Genomic DNA, 18,426 nt, shown 5'->3' with positions numbered 1-18,426 from the left:
TCACGCTTCTGTTGCCGGACGTCCCTGTCATCCCAACAGCCCCACCCGTAAGATCTTTGCTCATGCGGACGGCCGGTGATGTCCGGCCCGATCGCATCAGTCAAGCCACGGGGATGGCCCTGCGGCGACCGCAACGGGAGGGAGAGCCGTCATGGCCAAGGACACAGACCTTACTTATTCCGAGATGGAGAAGAAGGCCAACGACCTCATCAAGGCGATGGGCGACATGGAAGACATGTTGAAGTCCATCGAAAAGGGTGTCGAGGAGCTCGTCGCCAACGGCTTCACCACCACGAAGGCCTCCGGCGCCTACGACGAGTCCATCAAGGACTTCACCAAGGGCGCGGCGAAGACCGTCAAGGGTCTGGAGGGTCTGTCCAAGTTCCTCACCAACGCGAAGAAGGCGTACGAGGACCTGGACGACCAGCTGGCGAAGAGCGCCAAGGGCTGAACCCGCCACAGGCGGCACACCCCGGTGCGACGGGACATGAACGTCCTGTCGCACCGGGCTGTCTGTCGCCGGGCAGTTTTCAACGGGGTGCCGGCTCGGGCCGGCGGATCGACATGATGGGGGCGCCGTGGCGGGCGAGAGCGATCAGCGGCTCGACCTTGAAGTGATCAAGGAAATGGGCAAAGGGCTCGGCAACATCAAGAAGGCGTTCGACGGCCTGGAGGATCTGGGCGGCAAGTACGAGGACGACTTCGGGAACGGCGATCTCGCCGACAAGTTCGGGGACTTCGCCGACAACTGGAAGCTCAGCCGCAAGAGGCTGACGGAGGAGATCGACGTGCTGGCCCAGATAGCCAAGGCCGCGGGGCAGGCGTACGAGGACATCGACCATCAGTTGGCCCAGGCACTTCGTGATGCCCAGGATCCGAAGAAGGGGAACTGACCGATGGCTGGACGCCCACGCGACTGGCACCCGGTCGCGGACAGTGACCCCATACCCGGAGACGCCGACCGCATGGCCTCCCTGGGCAAGACCCTGCGCAAGACGGCCGACGAGGTCGAACGGCAGATCCGCAATCTGAAGGCCGTCGCCGAGGTCGACGCCTGGGACAGCAAAGCCGGCAAGGAATTCCGCGAAAAGGCCTCGGGGAACGTCAAGAAGCTCGAGGCGGTTTTCAAGAGGTACGACACCGCCGCCACGGCGATCGGCAGCCGGGTCGACGAAGTGGGCGGTGGATACCAGGACAAGGTGACCGCCAGCCCGAAGAACTACGCCTCCGACCTCAACCGCGCCCAGGAGATCGCCGACGCCGCCCTCAAGGACGCGAAGGAAGCCGACGAACGCAAGAGCGCGTCGCAGAAGAGCATCGACGGTCTGTCCGGCAAGGACCGCAAGAAAGAGGACGTCGACAAGGACCGCAAGGACCTGGAGGCGAAGCGCAAAGCGGCCGGTGACGAGATCGAGGCCGCACGGGAGAAGATCAACGAGGCCAAGAGGATCCGTGACGCCGCCGCCAAGCGCGCACGTGAGTCCCTGGACGCGGTCATCAACCACGACTCCCTGAAGGACGGGTTCTGGGAGACCCTGACCGACAGCATCGCGGAGATCACCTCGTGGGTCGCCACGGTATGTGGAATCCTCTCGCTGATCGTCGGCTGGATCCCGGTGATCGGGCAGGCCCTGGCCGGTGTGCTGGGCGCCATCGCCATGATCGCGACCCTCATCAACTTCATCGCCACGCTCGTCCAGGTCGCCCAGGGCAACGCCGACTGGATGGATGTCGGAATGGCGGCCCTCGGATTCCTGATGATGGGTGTCGGAAAGGGCTTCTCCAAGATCGCGGGCAAGTTCGCGAAGGGGACCCTGGGAAGGCTCGGCAAGGCCGGAGTCGCGCGCACCGCACGTCAGGTCAGCCGGGCCAACAAGAATCTGCGGCGGGCCGCCGGAAAGGACTTGAAGCTCGGAAAGGGCGACATCCTGAAGTCGCTCAAGGAGCCCTTCACGGAGCCTTTCTCGAAGGCCGCGTGGGCGAAGAACCTGAAGACGCTGAAGCCCGGCGGTGGAAACTGGGCCGCGGCCAAGAATGAATTGGGTCTGCGTGGTGGGGGAAGCGCGCTCAAGGGACTCCCCAAGTCATTCTCCATGGCCGATCCCGGTGTCGCGTCCGACCTGAAATCGATCAAAATGGGAACCGCGGCCCTGGGTAGCCAATTCGATGCCAACGCCATCAACCAGATCTCCAAGTCGGCCAGCCGTCTGTCCGTCGTCGGGGCCGGTATTACCCTGGGCGGGCTGAGCCTGGACGGAAACCTCCAGAAGATGGTCGGTATCGGTGGCTGATCCCGTGCTCGATGGAGCGTCCATACCCGCACGAAAGGACCGAGCATGACCGCACCGGACGATCCGGCCCCGCTGGACGAGACTTTCGAATGCACCTTTGAGTTCCAGCCGGGCTGGATCGACCTGACGCTGCGCGAAGGCACCAAGGCCGAGGCCAAGGCGCTGGCCACGGAGGTCGTGAACCGGCTCAACCCGCTCGGTCTGGAGATCGAGAAGAGCGCGGTCTTCGACGACATGGTCGAGCGTGCCGTCGACCTCAACGACGACGTGCCCACCCTCGCGGCGGCGTACTACTCCGAGGCGGGCGAGGCCCTGGCCAACCTCATGGTCGACTCCTACGGCGACGAGGGCGTGCCGCGTCCCGGCGCGGACGAGGTCATCCCGCTGCTTCTGGAGTGGGGAAACGCACAGGTCACGGGCACCCCCGAGATCACCCATCTCGAACTGGCCGCCGGACCCGCCGTACGCATCCAGGCCGTGCTCCAGGCCAAGCGCATGCTCGGCTTCGGCCGGAAGCTGACCGAATTCATCAAGTACGCCGTCTTCCCGCCCGACATGCAGAGCCTCATCGTCGTCACGGTGACCTGGGAGAAGATCGCCGTCACCGAGCAGATCGCCGAGCTGGCCGACGAGGCGGTCCGCACGATGCGGATCACCCCGCTGCCGACGAGCCCCACCGAGGGGAGTACGGCATGAGAACGGCCGACCAGTTCTCCTCGGCACCCACGGACTACAACGTCGTCGTCCCGGACGGCTGGTTCCAGCTCTCCCTCGACCCGGAGGAGCGCGACCGGAGCATCATCGCCCTCGCCGAGCTGACGTTCCGCGGCCAGGACAACGCCCCGCTGCTGAAGAAGCAGTTCATGCAGGACCTTCAGCGCAAGGCGAAGGACGCCTACCAGGTCGGCGGCACGGAGCTCTACCTCTCCACCATGGCCGTCGGCCCCGTCCCCCTCGCGTCCTCGCTGCTCATCAGCGTCCCGGGCCCCGACGAGTGGCCCGAGACCTCGGACGCCGAGGCACTGGCCGAGCACCTGGCCGACCGGAGCCGCGGGAACAACGGCGAGATCGGCGTGGTGGACCTGGCCGTCGCCGGCAAGGCGGTACGCCAACGCCGCCGCGAAATAGCCGACCCCGCACGCCAGTTGGGCAACACCCTGCCGACCACCACCCTCACGTACTACGTGCCGATCCCGACCACCACACGCTGGCTGCTGCTGAACTTCTCCACGCCCATCGATCAGCTCGCCGACCAGATGGTGGAACTGTTCGACACGGTCGCGGGGACACTGCACTGGAAGTGACCGGGGATGAGTGAGCCGGAGGCGGAGTTCCGTGTCCGGGACGGGTTCATGTTCGCCGGAGTGGCGCTGACCCTGGTCGCCCTCGGATTCGTGTTCGCCGTGACCATGGGCGCTTGGAAGTGGTTCGTACGGACCTCGGCTCCGACAGTGCTCAACTGGCCCGGCGGAGCATGGGGATTCGGCGTGGCTTGCGGCCTGCTCGTGGTCTTCGGCTCACTCGGTGCCTGGCGGCGGTTCTTGGAGCGACCCCGAGGTGAGTCGCTGCCGGCGCGTGCGGGACGCATGGCCGGCCTCATGGTGTGCGTCGGCGCGGCATTCGGCCCGGTGCTGTACATCATCGCTTCCCTGCCCGGCAGGAACTGTCCTTCGTACCGTGACGGTTGCGAGTACATCCCGGGGACGGGCAGCGCGCTCGTCACCTGCCTGGGCACTGCGGCGCTTGTGGGCTACGCGGTGTATCGGGTCGGCAGCGTGCGCGCCGAGCGGCGCCAGGCTCGTGAGCGGGAGCGGCTGCGGAAGCTGCGTAAGAAGGGGAAGGGGAAGAGCCGGGCGGCGCGGCGGGGATAGCGGGGCCGCGCGAGGAGACGACCTACGGCGTTCGCTGTCGGCGGTTGTACATGACCAGGGCGCAGGCGATTGCTGCCAGCGCGGCGACGGTGCCGAGCAGACCGACGGACCAGAGCCAGGGAAAGTTCCGGAACACCCAACTGGGCGGTGTGTCACGCCCCTTGCCCCACTTCCCGGTGTCCTGGGCGTTGAAGACGAGGGCCACGTAGGGCACGAGCGCAGCCAGGCAGACGATTGCCGCCCCGGTGCTGAGCACAGTGCTCCCCGGATGCTCCCGCCAGGACCTCCACCGCATCCGGCCCAGACAGAACAGCGACAGGCCGAGTACGCACGGCCCGGCCACGCCGACGCAGGCCGCGAAGCCGTACGCGCCGCCAGGCCAGGACTTGGCCGCCCACTGCCATGTGCCGTCGCCCCAGAGCCGGTCAAGGACGGCCAACAGGGCGATGATCGCCGCGAAGCCGAGGAATTTTTCCGGAACCCCAATGCTCGCGCATATCGTCGCGACGGTTCTCGATGTCCTCGAACGTCTTCTTGAGTTGACTGAGCTTTTTCTCGGACTCGGCGAGAAATTCGTAGTCGACCGTAAGGTCTGAGTCGGACACTCAGGCCCCTCCCCGGCGTGTGGCGGTTCCGTGATCAGCGGTTGACGGCCTGGATCTCCTGGACGGTGACGGCCTGTTCGTTGCCGAACGTGCCGTTGGGGAGGTCGCCGCCGGCGCCGCCCGTGCCGGTCCAGGCTATTTCCCAGGTGATGGTCGCGCGGAGCTTGTAGGTGCCGTCGCCGGAGGAGCGGAGGTACTTGAGGCCGCAGGGCGGGGTCTCGTCGGCCTTGCCCTTGGCGTAGGGCTCGCCGATGGAACCGTCGGCGTTGATGGTGCACTCACCGGAGGCCGGGTAGGTCTGGGCGTCCTTGGTGCCCGGCTTCAGCTTCAGGGACACCGGCTTCGCGGTGGTCGTGGCCTGGATGTTGAAGCCGGGGACGTTGAGGGCCGCCGTGGCCTGGACCTCGTCGAAGACGGCCTTGTCGAGCCAGGCCCAGGCCGGCAGGTTCACCTTGGTGATGGCCTCGGGTGCGAGGGTGACCTCGGTGTCGGGCAACTCCATGTGCTGGTACGCGAGGGCCGCGAGGATCTCCGGGGTGATCGCCTCCTCGTACTGGGGCGGCGGGGCCTCGCCGTTGTCGACCCAGAACGGGATGTCGTTGCACGAGCCCCGCTTGAGGATGTCCGGCTCGTCGGGGTTCTCGACCGCGGCCCAGAACATCCCCTCGCCGTCCTTGTCGACGTTGTAGTCCTTGTAACCGGGGGTGTCGGTCCAGCCGAAGTCGTCCTCGTAGTGGCGCTGCAGTTCGTCGAGTGCCGCGCCCGCGTGGCCGCCCATGCCGGGGGTGTTCATCTGGCTCTCGATGTCCTTGGACATCTTTGCCTTGAAGTCCTTGGCGCCGAGGTAGGGGGCGTACCAGCAGGGCGGGGGCGTCCAGTTGACGTCGGAGGACGTCACGTTGCCTGCGCCGCCGCCCTTGGCGACGGAGCCGGAGTACTGGATCTTTGCGGCGGCGTAGATGGTTTTGCCGTCGCCGCCGCCCGACTGCTCTGTGGACGCGCCCTCGTCCTTGCCTGTCGGCCCTGCCGCGTAGGCAGGTTCCGTGAGGACGAGGATGCCGAGAGCCAGGAACAGGGCCGCGGTACCGAGCCGCGTGGGTCGCGATCCGCTCACTGGCACTTCGCCGCCTTGGTCTGGACGTACACCTTCGATGCTCGCCACAAACTGTCGGCCGTGGGCGCCTTGGACATGATGATCTTGAAGTAGTCGAAGTCCGCGAGACTGGGCTCGGTTTTCAGGACCTTCCCCGTCTTGATCTCTTTGCCGTAGAACTTGCTTGAGTCCACGCAGAACGCCACCTCCACGGCCTGGCTGTTCGTGGTGGACCGCGTGCTGACGTCGTAGTGGCGCTCCGTGCCGGTGGCCGTCCAGCCGCCCTTGATCCAGGCGTTGATCTGGGTCTCCGCGTAGTGAAGCCCGTCACCTGTGGAGTACGTGACGACGGCTGCGTCCTTGGTTGTGCGTTCGTCGATGCCCCGGTAGATGGCGCGGAGGAAGTTCGCTGCATCCTCCATCGCCTCCGCCTCGTTCTTGTCCTTCGGCTTGTCCCAGTCGAAGACCATGGTCAGATCCATGTCCTTGGGCAGCGACACATCCACGCCGTCCGGCTTGTCCTCCGCCGGTGCTCCCGAGGCGGACGCCGAGGCCTTCGGTGACTCCGATCCCTGGTCGGCGCCGGCGATCTTGTCGTTGTCGCTGGCGTTGTCGTCCCCGCTACCGCAGGCCGTCAACAGCAGTGCCGCCGTCGCCGCCAGCGCGGCAGCAACGGGCAAAGAGCGGCGCTTCACAGTGAACTCCCCGTGAGAAATAAGTTCAGGCAAGAGGTCTGACGGTATCGGTGGGGTTCTGGGTTTCGCCACAGCGAACTTGCCTGTGAAGGGGGGCAATTCCGGTCGTATGGGGGCGCTTGTGGATGTGACCTGTGTCCTGATCTTGCCCGAACGGGCGACGCCCTCGGACGCGTTGTGGGAGGGGCGTCCGAGGGTGCCGGGGTGGCGATGCGTTTCGCTTTGCTATCGCTGGGTTCTGCATCTCGGGCATGCGCACGGGGGATACGCCGAGGTGCGTGGCAGTGGTTCTGCCCGTCCGCCGGCCAGGATCTCGAGCTTGCCCCGGTCCTCGGTCACCGTTCCTTCGGCGTCGAGTTTGTAGACGCGCAGGGTGAGGCGGGAGCGGCGGCGCGTGCTGTCGATGAGATCGAGTACGTCCGTCTGGGGCGGGTAGTGCACGGCGCATTCCGGGCAGGCGTAGACGTTGAAGCCGGGGCCCGTCGGGGCGTGGACCTCGTGGACCAGGACCGGTTCCCCCGTGGTGCGTTCGCAGCGGGCGCACATGCGGAGCGCCGGGCGGGTCATCGGGTGGCCGCCGGGAGTCGTACGCCGTGGATATGGGTCGGGCCTACGTCGATGCCGAGGGTGGCCAGGTAGGCGGCGCGGCGGCGTGCGCGTTGGAGGCGGGGGGCTGGTGGGGTGGGGATGTAGCGGAGGGGTGGTAGGGCGCCGAGGCGGTGGCGGCCCCGGGGGTCTGGGGTGAACAGGGTCAGGATCCAGGCGAGGGCCCGGACGGTAAGGTCCAGCATGTCGACGCTCCTTCTTCAGCGTGGGCCATGCCCCGGGACGGCTCCACCCGTCGCCGGGGTCTTCATTTTCCGTCGATCAGCCTACATTGCTGCGCATGTCAGTGCATAGCAGTGCGCAGCAATGCGTCCATCACTGCAGCTCAGGGCTGTTTTACGGTGGTGGTTATGGCAGCAGACAGAGGCGATTCACCGATCGACCCCAACAAGATCGCGTACGTCTATATGCAGGTGGCTGACCACATCGCTGCCCGCATCGCGTCCGGAGAGCTGCGGCCGGGGGCGCGGCTGCCCGGCGAGCGGGATCTCGGCTCCGAGTACGGCGTCGCCTACCTGACCGCCCGCCGCGCCATCCGTGAACTCCGCGAACGCGGCCTCGTAGTCACCCTCCCCGCCAAGGGCACGTTCGTCGCGTACCCCGCCGAGCCGGACAGCTCCGCAGACAACGAAGGTGGTCAGTGATGGTCATGTGCCCGGGGTGCGGCAGCACCGAGGTGGCGACGGTTTCGCAGGCCCGCAGCGGTAAGGGCGCGATGCGCGACGATCTGTTCGGTCGGCTGGCGCCAGGGCCGGACAAGACCGGTGACGGATGGCTGCACTTTCTGGAGGGCATGGTGCTGACCGGGATCGGTATCGCCCTCGCGTACACGGGCGTTCAGCAGGACAAGCCCCTGTACATGGGCGGCGGTGCGCTGCTCGCTCTCGTCTGTTTCCTCGGGACCTTCGTGGTCGTTCGCGACGACCGGCGGGAGAAGGCCGCTGCCGAGGCCGGGATTCCGCGCGCGGAGCGGCTGTGGCGGCCCGCTCACTACTGCTACGGCTGCACCTCCGTGTTCTGCCCGGGCGGCACCCCGTGGCAGGGGCTGCTCACCCCGGAGCAGTTCAAGAAGCTGGTGTGGACCGAGGCCGGTTACGCCGACCAACTCGTGGTGGGGGACAAGGCGAAGGACGCGGAAATCCCGGCCGGTGTGTTGCCGGCGCGGAACTGACTCGGCGCGGCCCCCTCGGGGGCGGGGCACGCCACGGCGCGTCAGTGTTACTGGAGGCTGACCTTGTGCTCATGCATGGGATTCGCAGGGCAGCTGAAGATGTTCAGTGATCCGCCCCTGCCCACCGTCACTTGTGTGGGGGTGTTCGCTCCATGCGCGCCGATGAGTTTCCGATCCTCCAGCGGGACCCAACTGTTCGTACCACTCCACTCGGTGGAGCCGATGGTCAGTAGAAGTGCCATGGGTGTCCCGCACGAGCAGATCGTCGGATGTGGGCCGGTCACACCCCAGGTTGCGTAGCCTCCCACTTTCCAGCCCGGCGCGATGGAATGGTCTCCGTCGTAGGTGAGGAAGTGCCCCTTGTCCGCGGACTCTTCGTCGGTCTGTTCCTCGGCTTCCTCTTCCCATTCCTCGATACGCACCCGCAGGTCTTCGGGCAGAAGCTCGCTGAATGCGTGCTCCAACACCTGCTCCGGGTCAAGGGTGCACGGTTCGGGCACATAAGCGGCATCGCCAACCACTTGTGGGAGCGGCGGGTGCAGCAGAGGAGTGCACCCGGATGCCGTGCGCCACAAAAGGGTGAGGCCGGGAGTGGCTTGTTGGCCATGGGCGCTGAACGGGCACCACAAGACCTGAAGAAGGTCCCGCCCATCGGGAACGATGAGGTCGGGAATGTCTTTGGCGAAGAGTTGGGCTACAGCCAGAAGGGGAACGGGGTCGGTCCCTCCGAGGCCGGGCACCGTGTACTCGGTCTCGAGAGACGCCAGTAGCTCCCGCTCCTCGGCCGAGGGGCCGACGTCGGGAGCGCCGCTCCATGCTTCGTCGAGAATTCGGCGCCAGCGATGGATGTCGGCTACGCGTCGACCCGAGTCTCGCTTGTGTGCTGTTCGGCACATCGGCCAAGGCTCGTCCGTCGGCCACAGGAACGGCCCCCCGACCGAGCTCTCGAACGGTCCCGGCGTTCCGGGGCGCGGGTGCAGCCGAGTGCACGTGCTGCGGTGACCGGACAACTCGGGGAACTGGGCTTCGACGTCGATCGGCCTGGGCGAGGTGGTGCGGGTCAAGGTGGTGTCACTTCCTGAGCAGGGCCGCCGCATCCTCCTGGGAGATCTCCATCAGCGCCTCGTGCACGTACGACTCCACGTCATCCACGTAGGGCGGCACATCGGGGCGGCGGGAGCAGAAGGTGACATGTGCGGTGAGGAGGTCGTCGTTCGAGCCTCCCTCGGACAGGGAGATGTAGGCGAGTACCGGCCACTGACTGCTCGGCGGCACGGCCAGCAGGGCGGTGCAGGCATAGCCGAGGGAACGACGCAGCAGTGTTCCGAGCCGCTCGGAGCCGGAGTCCGGGAGGTCGTAGTCCATCATGCCGCGGCCGTTCACCGTCGCCTCGTAGTGGACGACATCCTCGAACTCCGTGCGACCGGCCCCGGAGTAGCCGGACTTCAAGGCAGTCAGAAGTTGTGCGCCGTCGTCCACGGTCCAGCCCGCATGGGCGACGGCGCGAAACTGGTGCGGCACGTCCTCCTCGCGGGCGTGGGGCTTTACCGCCCCGAGGAGCCCGGACATTCTGATGTTGTTTCTCACGACTTTTCGCCCATTGCCGACTCGCACCCCAGAATGTTAAACAGAAACGATCATCACGCCTTTCTCCAGAAGAGACACCCCGCCTCCAGAGAAGTGGACCTTTGCGCTATGGGGCGGGTCGATGAAGTCCACCCTGCGTCTGTATTGGTCAATCCAATCAAGCGTAATATGGGAGCGCTCGTCTGGATTATCAGAAAGAGAATCGGCATCAAATAGTTGACCGGGTCGCACTACTCCACCTATGCAGCGGACAATGCAGGTGGCCGACATGGAGTCCGCCTCTTCCACTGCGTAGATCTGCAGCTTCCCTGGGTTGCGATCATCCATGCCTGTAAGCCTCCGCTACGAAGCGTCACTGATGCCGCCATATGTTTTCACGTTCGGTACCTGGAATCCCAAAAGATGCGGCCGAGCAGCTGAAGGCGGCGGGCGGCGGTCCACGCCAACCGCCCCGCCCCCGAACGGACATCAGCCCATCCAGGCACGGGGCGGCGGCCCGAACCCTCAGCCGGTCACCTCGGTAGGTCACCTCAGCCGGTCACCTCAGCCCGTCAATGCCCCCGGCACCGGCTCACATCGATCCGCACGATCTGCGGGTCGTGATCGCTCGCCTGGTCCGCGAACTCCGCGTTGATGTGGACCACGTCGTAGTCGAAGTGGGTGACCGCGGGGGTCGTCAGTGTGTGGTCCAGGGTCTGGGAGTTGCCGTCGTAGACGTAGGTGTAGCGCTCCGCGGGCGGGAGGGTTGTGATCAGGGGACGGAGGACGCCCCCGGACGTCAGCGTCGTCACCGTCCGGGAGAACTCGAAGTCGTTCAGGTCGCCCAGGACCACCGCCTTGGCGTCCTTGTCGGCCGCCAGCAGGGACTTGACGAAGGTGTTCACCTCCGCCGCCTGTGCCGCGCGCTGGGTTTCCGAGCTGCGGGCGGGCTGCTGGTAGCGGCCGTGGAGGGGCTGGTCGCCGCCCTTGGAGGTGAAGTGGTTGGCGATGACGAAGACCGGTTCGCCGTGGAAGACGAACTCGCCCACCAGAGGCTTGCGGCTGCTGTCCCAGGCGTCGCTCGTCGGGTTGATACGGCCCGGGGAGTACGTCAGGTGAGCGCCCTTTCTCGTCTTCACCACGCTCGTCGCCGTCGTCGCGTCGCCGCCCGCGCGGTCCGTGAAGGAGACCCGCTTGGGGTTGAAGAGGAACACCTGGCGGATGTTGCCGCCGGGCTCGCCGCCGTCCTGGTTGTTCTCGGGGGCGATGTAACGCCAGGAGTATCGGGGGCCGCCGGCCGCGCGGATCGCGGTGGTGAACGTCGTCAGCGTCGCCTCGGACGTCAACGTGCCGTCGTTCGTCGCGCCGTTGTCGTCCTGGATCTCCTCCAGGGCCACGATGTCGGGGGAGTTGAGGTTCACCGCGACGCCTGCCGCCAGGCGGTCGAACTTCTCCTGGGGGTCCAACGCGTCCAGGTTCTCCACGTTGTACGTCGCCACCGCCAGTTCGTCGCCCTTCTGGCGGCGGGTCACCTCCTGCTTCAGCCCCTCGGAGACCAGCGTTCCGAGCTGCGTGGCCTGGAGGATGTAGCCGCCGTACGTCGAGTAGTCGAGCGGGCCGGTCGTCGTGCCGGACAGCTCGTCGCCGACGTTCGCCACCGGGCCCGTCGTGTCCAGCGACGCCACCTTCACCCGGCCCGAGTTGGGTTCGTCGTAGGCGGTGTAGAGGGTGCCGCCGCGCTTCGTCGGGTGCTCGTCGGGCTTGACCGTCACCCACAGTTCGTCGTACGCGTCCGTCGCGCCGACCACGCGCGCGTCCGTGAACGTCGTACGCATGCCCTCCAGGGACTCGTAGAAGTCCAGGGCGTACGCGCCCGGTTCGAGAGCCGGCGCTTCGATGCTGCCTCCGTCCGCGTCGGGCGTGTACGCGTCCGGGACCGTCGTCCCGTCCAGCTTCACCGGCTCCGGGAGGGCGTTGCCGGACGAGACGACCGTCGCCGTCGGGCCGGTGATCTCCGTGACCGACTGGCTGGTGCTGCTCGGGTGGTACTCGGTGACCCGGCCGGTGACCAGCACCGAGTCGCCGACCGCGACCGTCGGGGTGGTCGAGCCCGTGTAGACGAAGACGCCCTCGCTGGTACGGGCGTCGGTGTCCGCCTGCGGGTCCTGGATCCAGTAGCCCTTCGATCCGCTCGTGCGGACGCCGGTCACGATGCCGGGGACACGGGTGACCGCCTTGCCGGCGTACGGCGAGAGGCGCGTGGTGCCCTGGATGTCGTGGACGCGGACGGTGCCCGGGTCCGTCGTACCGCCACCGCCACCGCCTTCGCCGCCGCCCGAATCCGGGCTCTGACCCGCCGAGTTGACCGGAGTCGGCGTCCCGGCGGTGAGATCCGTGGCGTTGTCGTCCGTGTCGGCCAGGGAGTCGGCGCGGGCGACCGAGGCGGTGTTGGAGGCGCCGGTCGCGGGGCCGCCGCCCTCGCGGACGACCGCGGTGCCGTAGCCCACGACGTCGAGGACCCGGCTGTCGGCCGTGCAGTCCGCGGCGGTCTTGCAGGTCAGCGCGGTGGTGCCGGAGACGAGGGCGATGGTGCCGGTGGTGGCGCTCATCGCGACGGAGCCGGTGGCATCGGGGGTGGGCAGGGCCGTCGTACCGCCGCTGCCGGTGCCTTCGCCGACCAGGTAGTGGCCACCGGCGGCGAGCGAACCGCTGAGGGCGGTGACCTGCCACTGCGAGCTCGCGGAGGCGGCGCCCGGCAGGTACTGCACGCTGTAGGCCGACAGGTCGAAGACCTCGGAGCCCGCGTTGGCGAGCTCGACGAAGTCCCGGGTCAGGGTGGCTCCCGAGTTGCCTCCGCCGCCGTACACCTCCGAGATCACCGCGGTGGCCGACGGGGCGGCGACGGCGGTCCAGGCGGGGAGGGCGGTCAGGGCGAGCGCGCCCACCGCCCCCACGGCTATCAGCGGGTAGGCGGCGCGGCGGGCGCGGGGGCCTCGTTCCGCGTGCGGGCTGCTTCCCCCGCGAGAGCTGCTTTCCTCGTGGGGTCTTCCTTCGGGGCTGGACACGCTGGCGGTCTCCTCGGATCGGGCGTCGGACGGCGGGTGCGACAACGCGCCTTCGGTCGGCGGTACTTGTGGCGGGGGGGCGTGGGGGGACCGTGGGGAGTCGGCTCAAGTTACGCGCGTAGAAGTGGGGGCGCCAAGAGGGCGGAGGTTAAATCCTGGGAACAGGTGGGTGCGGCGCAGCCGGCGGGATCGGGAGTACGGGGCTGAGATGGCAGGCAGTCGGTTTCGGGTGCGGGACGGGTTCGGGATCGCCGGGGGTGTCCTCTTTCTGGTTGCCCTCCTGGCCGTACTCCTGCTTGTTCTCGGAGTCGGGCGGGGGCTCGCACGGGAGGCGGTCCCGGTGCTGGTGGACGTACCCGGCGGGGCGTGGGTGGCCGGGGGTGCGTTGGGGATCGTGAGCGTGCTCGGCTGGATCGGAGGGGCCCTGGTCTTCGGGGCCGGGGCCGCGAAGAAGGCGGGCGAAGGGCAGCCGTTGCGGCTCGCCCGGGCCTTCGGGAGTGCCGTCTGCTGGGCCGCGGCGCTCGGGCCGGCCCTGTTGCTGTTCAGCGGGCTGCCCAGCAGGAACTGCCGCTCGTACACGTGCGAATACCTCCCGGGGACCGGCACCGCCTTCCTCGCCTACGCCGTCACCGCGGGGCTCCTCGGTCTGCTCTGTGACCGCCGGCGTCGGGCCCTGGTCGAGGCCGGGGAGGCGGAGCGGCGGGGGCGGCGGCGCGCGCTGCGCAAGAAGGGCAAGGGGGAGAGTCGGGCGGCGCGGTAGCGGTAGCGGGCCGTGGGTGGATGCCGCGCGGGCGTCCGGCGTGCGCTAACGTCCCCCGCCATGCGTATGCACAGTGGGGTACGGCTGGTGTTGGTGCCGGGCGCCCAGGGGGTGGTGGGGGCCGTTGTGCGGCGGGTGCGGGTTCGTCGTGGCTTGTCGCGCAGTTCCCCGCGCCCCTGAAGGCAAAGGCGGCTGCGCCGGCCTTTGCCTTCAGGGGTCAGGTTCCCCCTGCTGGCCGGCCCCGACGGCGAGATCCTCGCCGAGCCTCCGGGGGCGTCCGCGCAGGGCTGGCGGGCCGTGGCCGGGGACTGCTTCGCGAAATCGGTCGGCGATACGACCGGGTATCTGACGGTCTGGGGGCCGGACGAGGGGACCCTCCAGGTCGAGATCACCGCGGATCGGGAGGACAGCCGCTGGTGCGAGTGAAGTGCCCCCTCGTCAGCCTTGCCGCCGGCAGCGCGGTACGTCTGGCAGCACGCCGGGAGAGCGGCACGTCTCGTGTCAGTGGGCGAGTGCCGACTCCCGCACCTTGCGGCCGAGCTTGGTGTAGCCCTCGGGGGCTGCGGACAGCAGGTCGTCCTCGTAGTACGGGGTGCGTTGCGAGTCGTCGTCCGGGGCCGGCAGGGTCAGGAGCAGGGCGGGATAGTCGTTCGGGGCCGTGTCGTTGAGGCAACGGTCGCAGAGCGGGAGCATCCTGCGACGGTTGCCCTCCGTCGACACCCGTACGTGGCGGCTGGACTTCGCCGGGCCGTGCAGGGGGTTCACGCCGCAGCAGCGGGTGGTGTCTTCGTCCGCGAGGGCGGCGCGGGTGGCCCGGGCGAGGACGATGATCACGACGAGGGCGGCGGGCCGAAGGACGTCGAGGTCCTCGCCCGAGCCGCCCGCTGCGGAGGCTTCATCGACCAGCACCATCGTCGCCTCGTAGCGGTCGAGGGACCGGGCGTCCGCGGTCTCGCCGGTACCGAAGGCGGTGGTCATGGCGCGGATCTCGGTCGTCGCCGTCTCGCGCAGATACGACAACGACGGCGCCGCCGGGGAGACCTGGGGCAGCATCGCGGTCGGGAGCGGCTCCGGATTGCGGCGCCGCAGCAGCACGCGGACGATGCCCAGGACGGCCGCCGCGAGGCCGAAGAACAGGAGCGCGGCGAGGACGCCCAGGAACAGGCCCGACCAGAACTCGCCGTAGTAGAGCGGGCGCAGCTCGTCCTCGGCGATCGGGTCGGTGGCCGGGTACGGGTCGCCGGGGGTGGTCGGCTCGTCGGTGCGGGCGGTCTTGTCGAGGATGACCATCAGGTCGTCGAGACGTTCGCCCAGGAGGTGGTCGTCGGCCTCGTCCGCCTTCGAGTCCCCGTACGAGATGGACTCCGGGAGGTCGAAGAAGGCGCTGTAAGTGTCCAGTGCCAGACCGTAGTTGAAGACGTTGATGTAGCCGTCCAACGGGCCGGCGACGATGAAGACACCGTCCTTGCCGCCGAGCTTGTCGCGGACCGCCGCCGTGAACGCCTCCTCGTCGCCCTGGGACTCGTCCTCGTAGATCTGCGGGACCAGCACGACGAAGACCGGGCCGCCGCCCTTGGAGGAGCTGAACTTCTCGATGCGGCCGTGAAGTTGGGCCAGCTGTGCCGTGTCCAGTACCCGGGGGCTCTCCGGGTCCGCGTACACCGGGTCCTCGGCCAGGCCCTTCGCGACCCGGTCGAGGCGGGCGTTGAGGTCGATCGCCCGGGGCGGGGGTGAGGCGCTGGACCTGGTCTGGTCGAAGACGAGGGGGGCGGTGAGGGTGATCGCTAGGGCGGTGGCCAGGGCGAGTACGGCGAGGATCCAGCGTCCGGAGGACTTCGACTTCCCCTTCGCCTGCTTGTCCTGCTTGCGGGGGGCCGCTCCGGGGCGGCGGCGCCACCATCGCCGTACATAAGGAACCAGCAGGAGCATCAGCAGGGGTACGCCCGTGATCGCCATCCCCGTGAGGGTCGACTGGTTCTCGCGGTCGGACGGGCCGATGTACAGGTCGGCCGGTTCGTCGCCCGCGTTGTACTTCTCACGTGCCGACTCGGCGCGGGCCGCGGCCTTCTCGGCGCCCTGCGCGATGGCGTCGGTGAAGCGTTCGAAGCTGCGCAACGGGCCCGCGTCGTAGGGGAGTTCGTAGAAGGCGACGGTCGCCGCGTCCGCCGCCGGGGCCTTCACCCCGTACGCCTTGGCCTCCGTAACCGTCGACTCGTCGATCAGTACGTACAGGCCGTCCTTGCCGAGGCGGTCGTGCACCGCGTCGAGCAGTCCCACGCCGGTGGTGGCCTGGGCCGGGAGAACGAGGACGTAGGTCGGTACGCCGGTGCGCTGGGCGACTTTCGCGAAGTCAGGGGCGGTGGACTGCGGTATCTCGCGGGGGAGTTGGTCGGTGACGTAGACCGGGTCGGTGCGGAGCTGGGCGGCGAGATAGGCGGCCTGGGTGTCCGTGGAGGTGACGGACGGGGCGGCCTGGGCGGCGGTGCCGAATGCCGTGATGAGCAAGGCGAGGAGAGTGAGGAGGGTGAGAAGCCGGGCTCTGATCGTGCCGTTCGTCTTCGCAGCCGCCCTCATTGCCGTGCGCCCCCGTTCCCCGCCTGCTGCCACGCGCGGCACTCTACTGGGGGACTTCGCTAGTGCGAAACGACGTCCTGCGGCGGCGAGAGGTGAGTGAGCAGCCGTTCTCCGTCTGGGGAGGTGAGCCGGCACCAGGAGCCGTCCGTGAACACGATCCGGAAGTCGCGTCGCGCGGTGCTGAACCTTCTACGGTCCACGGTGGCGATGCCGCTCAACTCGGTTTCCCACAGCACCTCTTCCCAAGGGTCCGTCGGATCGTCGAGGGCGCCCAGGACGAGGAGGCGGCGGTCGGTCAGTACGGCGTGGGTGACGTCCGTGTCCGGGCGGCGGGCGGGGTCGAGCTGCCAGGGGAGGGTGCGGGCGAGGGTGCCGGGGGCGGCCCACAGGACGGGGAAGTCCTGGGTCTCGTTCTCGGGCTCGTCCGGTTCGCCGAGGGACTCGGAGGCGCTGGGGCCGACTCCGGTGCCGCCGAGCACCGCGGCGAGGGCGATGAGCGCGAGCGCGAAGACGACCTGTGCGGTCGCGCCCAGCGCGATGATCACCCTTGAACGGAGCCGGTACGCGGGCCCTGCCGGCCAGCCGGGCAACTCCGTCTGGATGTCCCGGCGCTCGGCGTCGCGGAACCAACGTCGCCCTGCCACCCGGTCGGCGGCGCCGGTGGCGAAGGAGACGGGGGCGCGGGCGAGTTCGTGCTCGCCGGGGGCCGGCTGCCAGCGGTGCGCGGCGCGGGAGGGGGCTGCCATCGGGACTCCTCGCATGACCCCGGTGCGGCGCGGTGCGGTGCGGTGCAGGGCTCGGGTTGGGCGGGTGTGCTCGGGTTCGTGACCGTGATCCTAAGCAGGGGAATCGCGCTGATGAGCGGGGTGGGGGAGGGGCGGGCGGGACTTGGGCCGGGCATGGACGGGTGTTTGCCGGAGCGTGGTGATGCCGTGGCGTCCCTGTGATTCCGGGACGCGCACGGAGTGCCTCAGCGGCGCAGCTCCTCGATGTCCTCGCTGAACGTCGGGAACTCCGCCCTGGCCTCGGCGATGATCGTGCGCGCGGGGCGGCGGGGGGTGGTGGCGTGGGCCTCGGCGAGCGCGGTCAGCAGCGCGTTCGGGCGGGAGGGGTGCTCGTCGTACTCGACGGCCTCCATGGGGCCTGTGCCGTTCGCCAGGACCCAGAGGAAGTCGGAGAGACAGCCTGCCACCACAACGCGTCGTACGGCTCGATTCGAGGGACCAGGCCGGTATCAGTCCCCGGCATCCGCGAACAGGTCCTCGGCGGCGTCGGCCGTCACCGCGCGGGTGAGCCAGGTGCGGAGGGTGTCCAGATCCGTGCAGGTCGTGATCCGCTCGCGCGCGGTGTCAGGGATGTCGAGGCCGCGTTCGGTGAGGATCAGGAGGATGTCCTCGGCGCGGCTCTCTGCGCGCAGACGCTGGGAGGTCTCGGAGCGGAAGAAGGAGAGGTCGACTGCCATCAGATGCCTCCAGGTCTCGGCGGCCAGGGCTTTGCCGAGGCCGAGTTCGGTGAGCTCGGCGAAGATCCTCGCGGTCTCCTCGTCGATGGTCTTCAGGGCGACAGCCAGGGCTTTCAGTATGGCAGGGACGTTCGGGTCCTTGGCGTGCGTGATGGCGCTGAGTGTCGCGAGCGGGATGTCCCGGGCGGCGGCTGAGGGGTCCGTGATGGCGGGGACGTTGTGCGGGCCCAGAACCAGAGGGCGGAGGGTGAGTGTGGGCCAGTACGACGGGCCGATGGCGTAGGGTTTCGCGGCCCACTCGGCCATGCTCCTGTCCTGGCACGTCACGAGGAGGACGGGCGGAATGCCGTACTTCTCGCGCAGGTGCGCGACGTAATAGGCCCAGCTGCCGGGCTTTCGGGGATCCTTCTTCCCCTGCGCCTCGACGATCAGGAGATGACTCTCGCCAGACGCGGTGTCGATCCTCAGGAGGGTGTCCACGCGCCGTTCCGTGGGCTGGATCTCGGTGAGGTCCGTGGGCATCAGGGACACGGCGACGGGGTCGGGGAAGGGGAGATCGAGACGCCGGAAGGTCCGGGCGAAGACGCCCGGGTCCTCCTGGAAGATGCGGTGCATCGCCTCGTGGGATGAGCTGACCATGTGGTGGACGGTAGGGGGACGCGGCCAC

Annotated in this window: 23 protein-coding genes and 1 pseudogene; 10 read left to right on the top strand and 14 right to left on the bottom strand. The window is 68.4% G+C overall.

Features of this window, described 5'->3' with window-relative positions; genetic code table 11:
• Nucleotides 1-151: 151 nt before the first annotated feature.
• From QF037_RS20675 to QF037_RS20650, 6 genes are all read left to right on the top strand, one after another.
• Nucleotides 152-451: a WXG100 family type VII secretion target gene (locus QF037_RS20675; RefSeq protein ID WP_095046767.1), complete on the top strand. Its 300-nt coding sequence runs from the start codon at nucleotides 152-154 to the stop codon at nucleotides 449-451.
• Between the two features lie 127 nt (nucleotides 452-578).
• A complete protein-coding gene (locus QF037_RS20670; protein WP_046261397.1) occupies nucleotides 579-893 on the top strand; it encodes a hypothetical protein in 315 nt (104 codons plus the stop codon).
• Nucleotides 894-896: 3 nt separating this feature from the next.
• Nucleotides 897-2,291 carry a hypothetical protein gene (locus QF037_RS20665; RefSeq protein ID WP_307027353.1) on the top strand — a complete coding sequence of 465 codons (1,395 nt, stop codon included), beginning with the start codon at nucleotides 897-899 and terminating at the stop codon, nucleotides 2,289-2,291.
• A gap of 45 nt (nucleotides 2,292-2,336) precedes the next feature.
• A complete protein-coding gene (locus QF037_RS20660; RefSeq protein ID WP_307027352.1) occupies nucleotides 2,337-2,987 on the top strand; it encodes a hypothetical protein in 651 nt (216 codons plus the stop codon).
• Nucleotides 2,984-3,595, top strand: coding sequence for a hypothetical protein (locus QF037_RS20655; RefSeq protein WP_307027350.1), 612 nt, complete (start codon nucleotides 2,984-2,986; stop codon nucleotides 3,593-3,595). The genes QF037_RS20660 and QF037_RS20655 overlap by 4 nt, the downstream gene beginning before the upstream one ends.
• A gap of 6 nt (nucleotides 3,596-3,601) precedes the next feature.
• Nucleotides 3,602-4,162, top strand: coding sequence for a hypothetical protein (locus tag QF037_RS20650; RefSeq protein ID WP_307027348.1), 561 nt, complete (start codon nucleotides 3,602-3,604; stop codon nucleotides 4,160-4,162).
• Nucleotides 4,163-4,184: 22 nt separating this feature from the next.
• Here the strand turns inward: QF037_RS20650 and QF037_RS20645 are convergent, their stop codons facing one another.
• From QF037_RS20645 to QF037_RS20620, 6 genes are all read right to left on the bottom strand, one after another.
• Entirely contained in the window at nucleotides 4,185-4,601 is a 417-nt protein-coding gene (locus QF037_RS20645; protein ID WP_307027346.1) for a hypothetical protein, read from the bottom strand.
• Nucleotides 4,588-4,767 carry a hypothetical protein gene (locus QF037_RS20640; RefSeq protein ID WP_307027344.1) on the bottom strand — a complete coding sequence of 60 codons (180 nt, stop codon included), beginning with the start codon at nucleotides 4,765-4,767 and terminating at the stop codon, nucleotides 4,588-4,590. The genes QF037_RS20645 and QF037_RS20640 overlap by 14 nt, the downstream gene beginning before the upstream one ends.
• 34 nt (nucleotides 4,768-4,801) lie before the next feature.
• Nucleotides 4,802-5,887, bottom strand: a complete 1,086-nt coding sequence (locus QF037_RS20635; protein WP_307027342.1) for a hypothetical protein — start codon at nucleotides 5,885-5,887, stop codon at nucleotides 4,802-4,804.
• Nucleotides 5,878-6,555 (bottom strand): hypothetical protein, encoded by a 678-nt coding sequence (locus tag QF037_RS20630; RefSeq protein ID WP_307027340.1) that lies wholly within the window; start codon nucleotides 6,553-6,555, stop codon nucleotides 5,878-5,880. Before QF037_RS20630 ends, QF037_RS20635 begins: the two co-directional genes overlap by 10 nt.
• 225 nt (nucleotides 6,556-6,780) lie before the next feature.
• Nucleotides 6,781-7,122, bottom strand: coding sequence for a hypothetical protein (locus tag QF037_RS20625; protein ID WP_307027337.1), 342 nt, complete (start codon nucleotides 7,120-7,122; stop codon nucleotides 6,781-6,783).
• Nucleotides 7,119-7,346, bottom strand: a complete 228-nt coding sequence (locus tag QF037_RS20620) for a hypothetical protein (protein WP_307027335.1) — start codon at nucleotides 7,344-7,346, stop codon at nucleotides 7,119-7,121. Before QF037_RS20620 ends, QF037_RS20625 begins: the two co-directional genes overlap by 4 nt.
• Nucleotides 7,347-7,511: 165 nt before the next feature.
• Between QF037_RS20620 and QF037_RS20615 the strand changes: the two genes are divergently transcribed.
• Complete coding sequence (locus QF037_RS20615; RefSeq protein WP_307027334.1) at nucleotides 7,512-7,805, top strand: winged helix-turn-helix domain-containing protein; 294 nt, start codon at nucleotides 7,512-7,514, stop codon at nucleotides 7,803-7,805.
• A complete protein-coding gene (locus tag QF037_RS20610) occupies nucleotides 7,805-8,332 on the top strand; it encodes a hypothetical protein (RefSeq protein ID WP_307027332.1) in 528 nt (175 codons plus the stop codon). Before QF037_RS20615 ends, QF037_RS20610 begins: the two co-directional genes overlap by 1 nt.
• 47 nt (nucleotides 8,333-8,379) lie before the next feature.
• Here the strand turns inward: QF037_RS20610 and QF037_RS20605 are convergent, their stop codons facing one another.
• The 4 genes from QF037_RS20605 to QF037_RS20590 form a co-directional block, all read right to left on the bottom strand.
• Nucleotides 8,380-9,396 (bottom strand): hypothetical protein, encoded by a 1,017-nt coding sequence (locus QF037_RS20605; RefSeq protein WP_307027330.1) that lies wholly within the window; start codon nucleotides 9,394-9,396, stop codon nucleotides 8,380-8,382.
• A 7-nt stretch (nucleotides 9,397-9,403) separates the two neighbouring features.
• Nucleotides 9,404-9,853: a hypothetical protein gene (locus tag QF037_RS20600; RefSeq protein WP_307027329.1), complete on the bottom strand. Its 450-nt coding sequence runs from the start codon at nucleotides 9,851-9,853 to the stop codon at nucleotides 9,404-9,406.
• A 102-nt stretch (nucleotides 9,854-9,955) separates the two neighbouring features.
• Complete coding sequence (locus tag QF037_RS20595; RefSeq protein ID WP_307027327.1) at nucleotides 9,956-10,246, bottom strand: hypothetical protein; 291 nt, start codon at nucleotides 10,244-10,246, stop codon at nucleotides 9,956-9,958.
• A 224-nt stretch (nucleotides 10,247-10,470) separates the two neighbouring features.
• On the bottom strand, nucleotides 10,471-12,861 hold the full coding sequence (locus tag QF037_RS20590) for a lamin tail domain-containing protein (RefSeq protein ID WP_373463965.1): 2,391 nt from the start codon (nucleotides 12,859-12,861) through the stop codon (nucleotides 10,471-10,473).
• A 310-nt stretch (nucleotides 12,862-13,171) separates the two neighbouring features.
• Between QF037_RS20590 and QF037_RS20585 the strand changes: the two genes are divergently transcribed.
• Complete coding sequence (locus QF037_RS20585; protein ID WP_307027325.1) at nucleotides 13,172-13,723, top strand: hypothetical protein; 552 nt, start codon at nucleotides 13,172-13,174, stop codon at nucleotides 13,721-13,723.
• 204 nt (nucleotides 13,724-13,927) lie between these two features.
• A complete protein-coding gene (locus QF037_RS20580) occupies nucleotides 13,928-14,149 on the top strand; it encodes a hypothetical protein (RefSeq protein WP_307027322.1) in 222 nt (73 codons plus the stop codon).
• A 75-nt stretch (nucleotides 14,150-14,224) separates the two neighbouring features.
• On the opposite strand, the gene QF037_RS20575 is transcribed toward QF037_RS20580, so the two are convergent.
• The 4 genes and pseudogenes from QF037_RS20575 to QF037_RS20560 form a co-directional block, all read right to left on the bottom strand.
• Nucleotides 14,225-16,330, bottom strand: coding sequence for a hypothetical protein (locus QF037_RS20575; protein ID WP_307027320.1), 2,106 nt, complete (start codon nucleotides 16,328-16,330; stop codon nucleotides 14,225-14,227).
• Between the two features lie 26 nt (nucleotides 16,331-16,356).
• Nucleotides 16,357-17,043 (bottom strand): hypothetical protein, encoded by a 687-nt coding sequence (locus QF037_RS20570; RefSeq protein ID WP_307027319.1) that lies wholly within the window; start codon nucleotides 17,041-17,043, stop codon nucleotides 16,357-16,359.
• A gap of 224 nt (nucleotides 17,044-17,267) precedes the next feature.
• Nucleotides 17,268-17,498: pseudogene (locus tag QF037_RS20565) on the bottom strand (SMI1/KNR4 family protein); the annotation flags it as partial.
• Nucleotides 17,499-17,531: 33 nt separating this feature from the next.
• A complete protein-coding gene (locus QF037_RS20560; protein WP_307027317.1) occupies nucleotides 17,532-18,398 on the bottom strand; it encodes a hypothetical protein in 867 nt (288 codons plus the stop codon).
• Nucleotides 18,399-18,426 lie beyond the last annotated feature (28 nt).

It is taken from the genome of Streptomyces canus, assembly GCF_030815415.1.
In the GTDB taxonomy this organism is placed as follows: domain Bacteria; phylum Actinomycetota; class Actinomycetes; order Streptomycetales; family Streptomycetaceae; genus Streptomyces; species Streptomyces canus_F.
The sequence above is the reverse complement of the archived record's forward strand: the minus strand, read 5'-3'. Positions and strand labels throughout refer to the sequence as shown.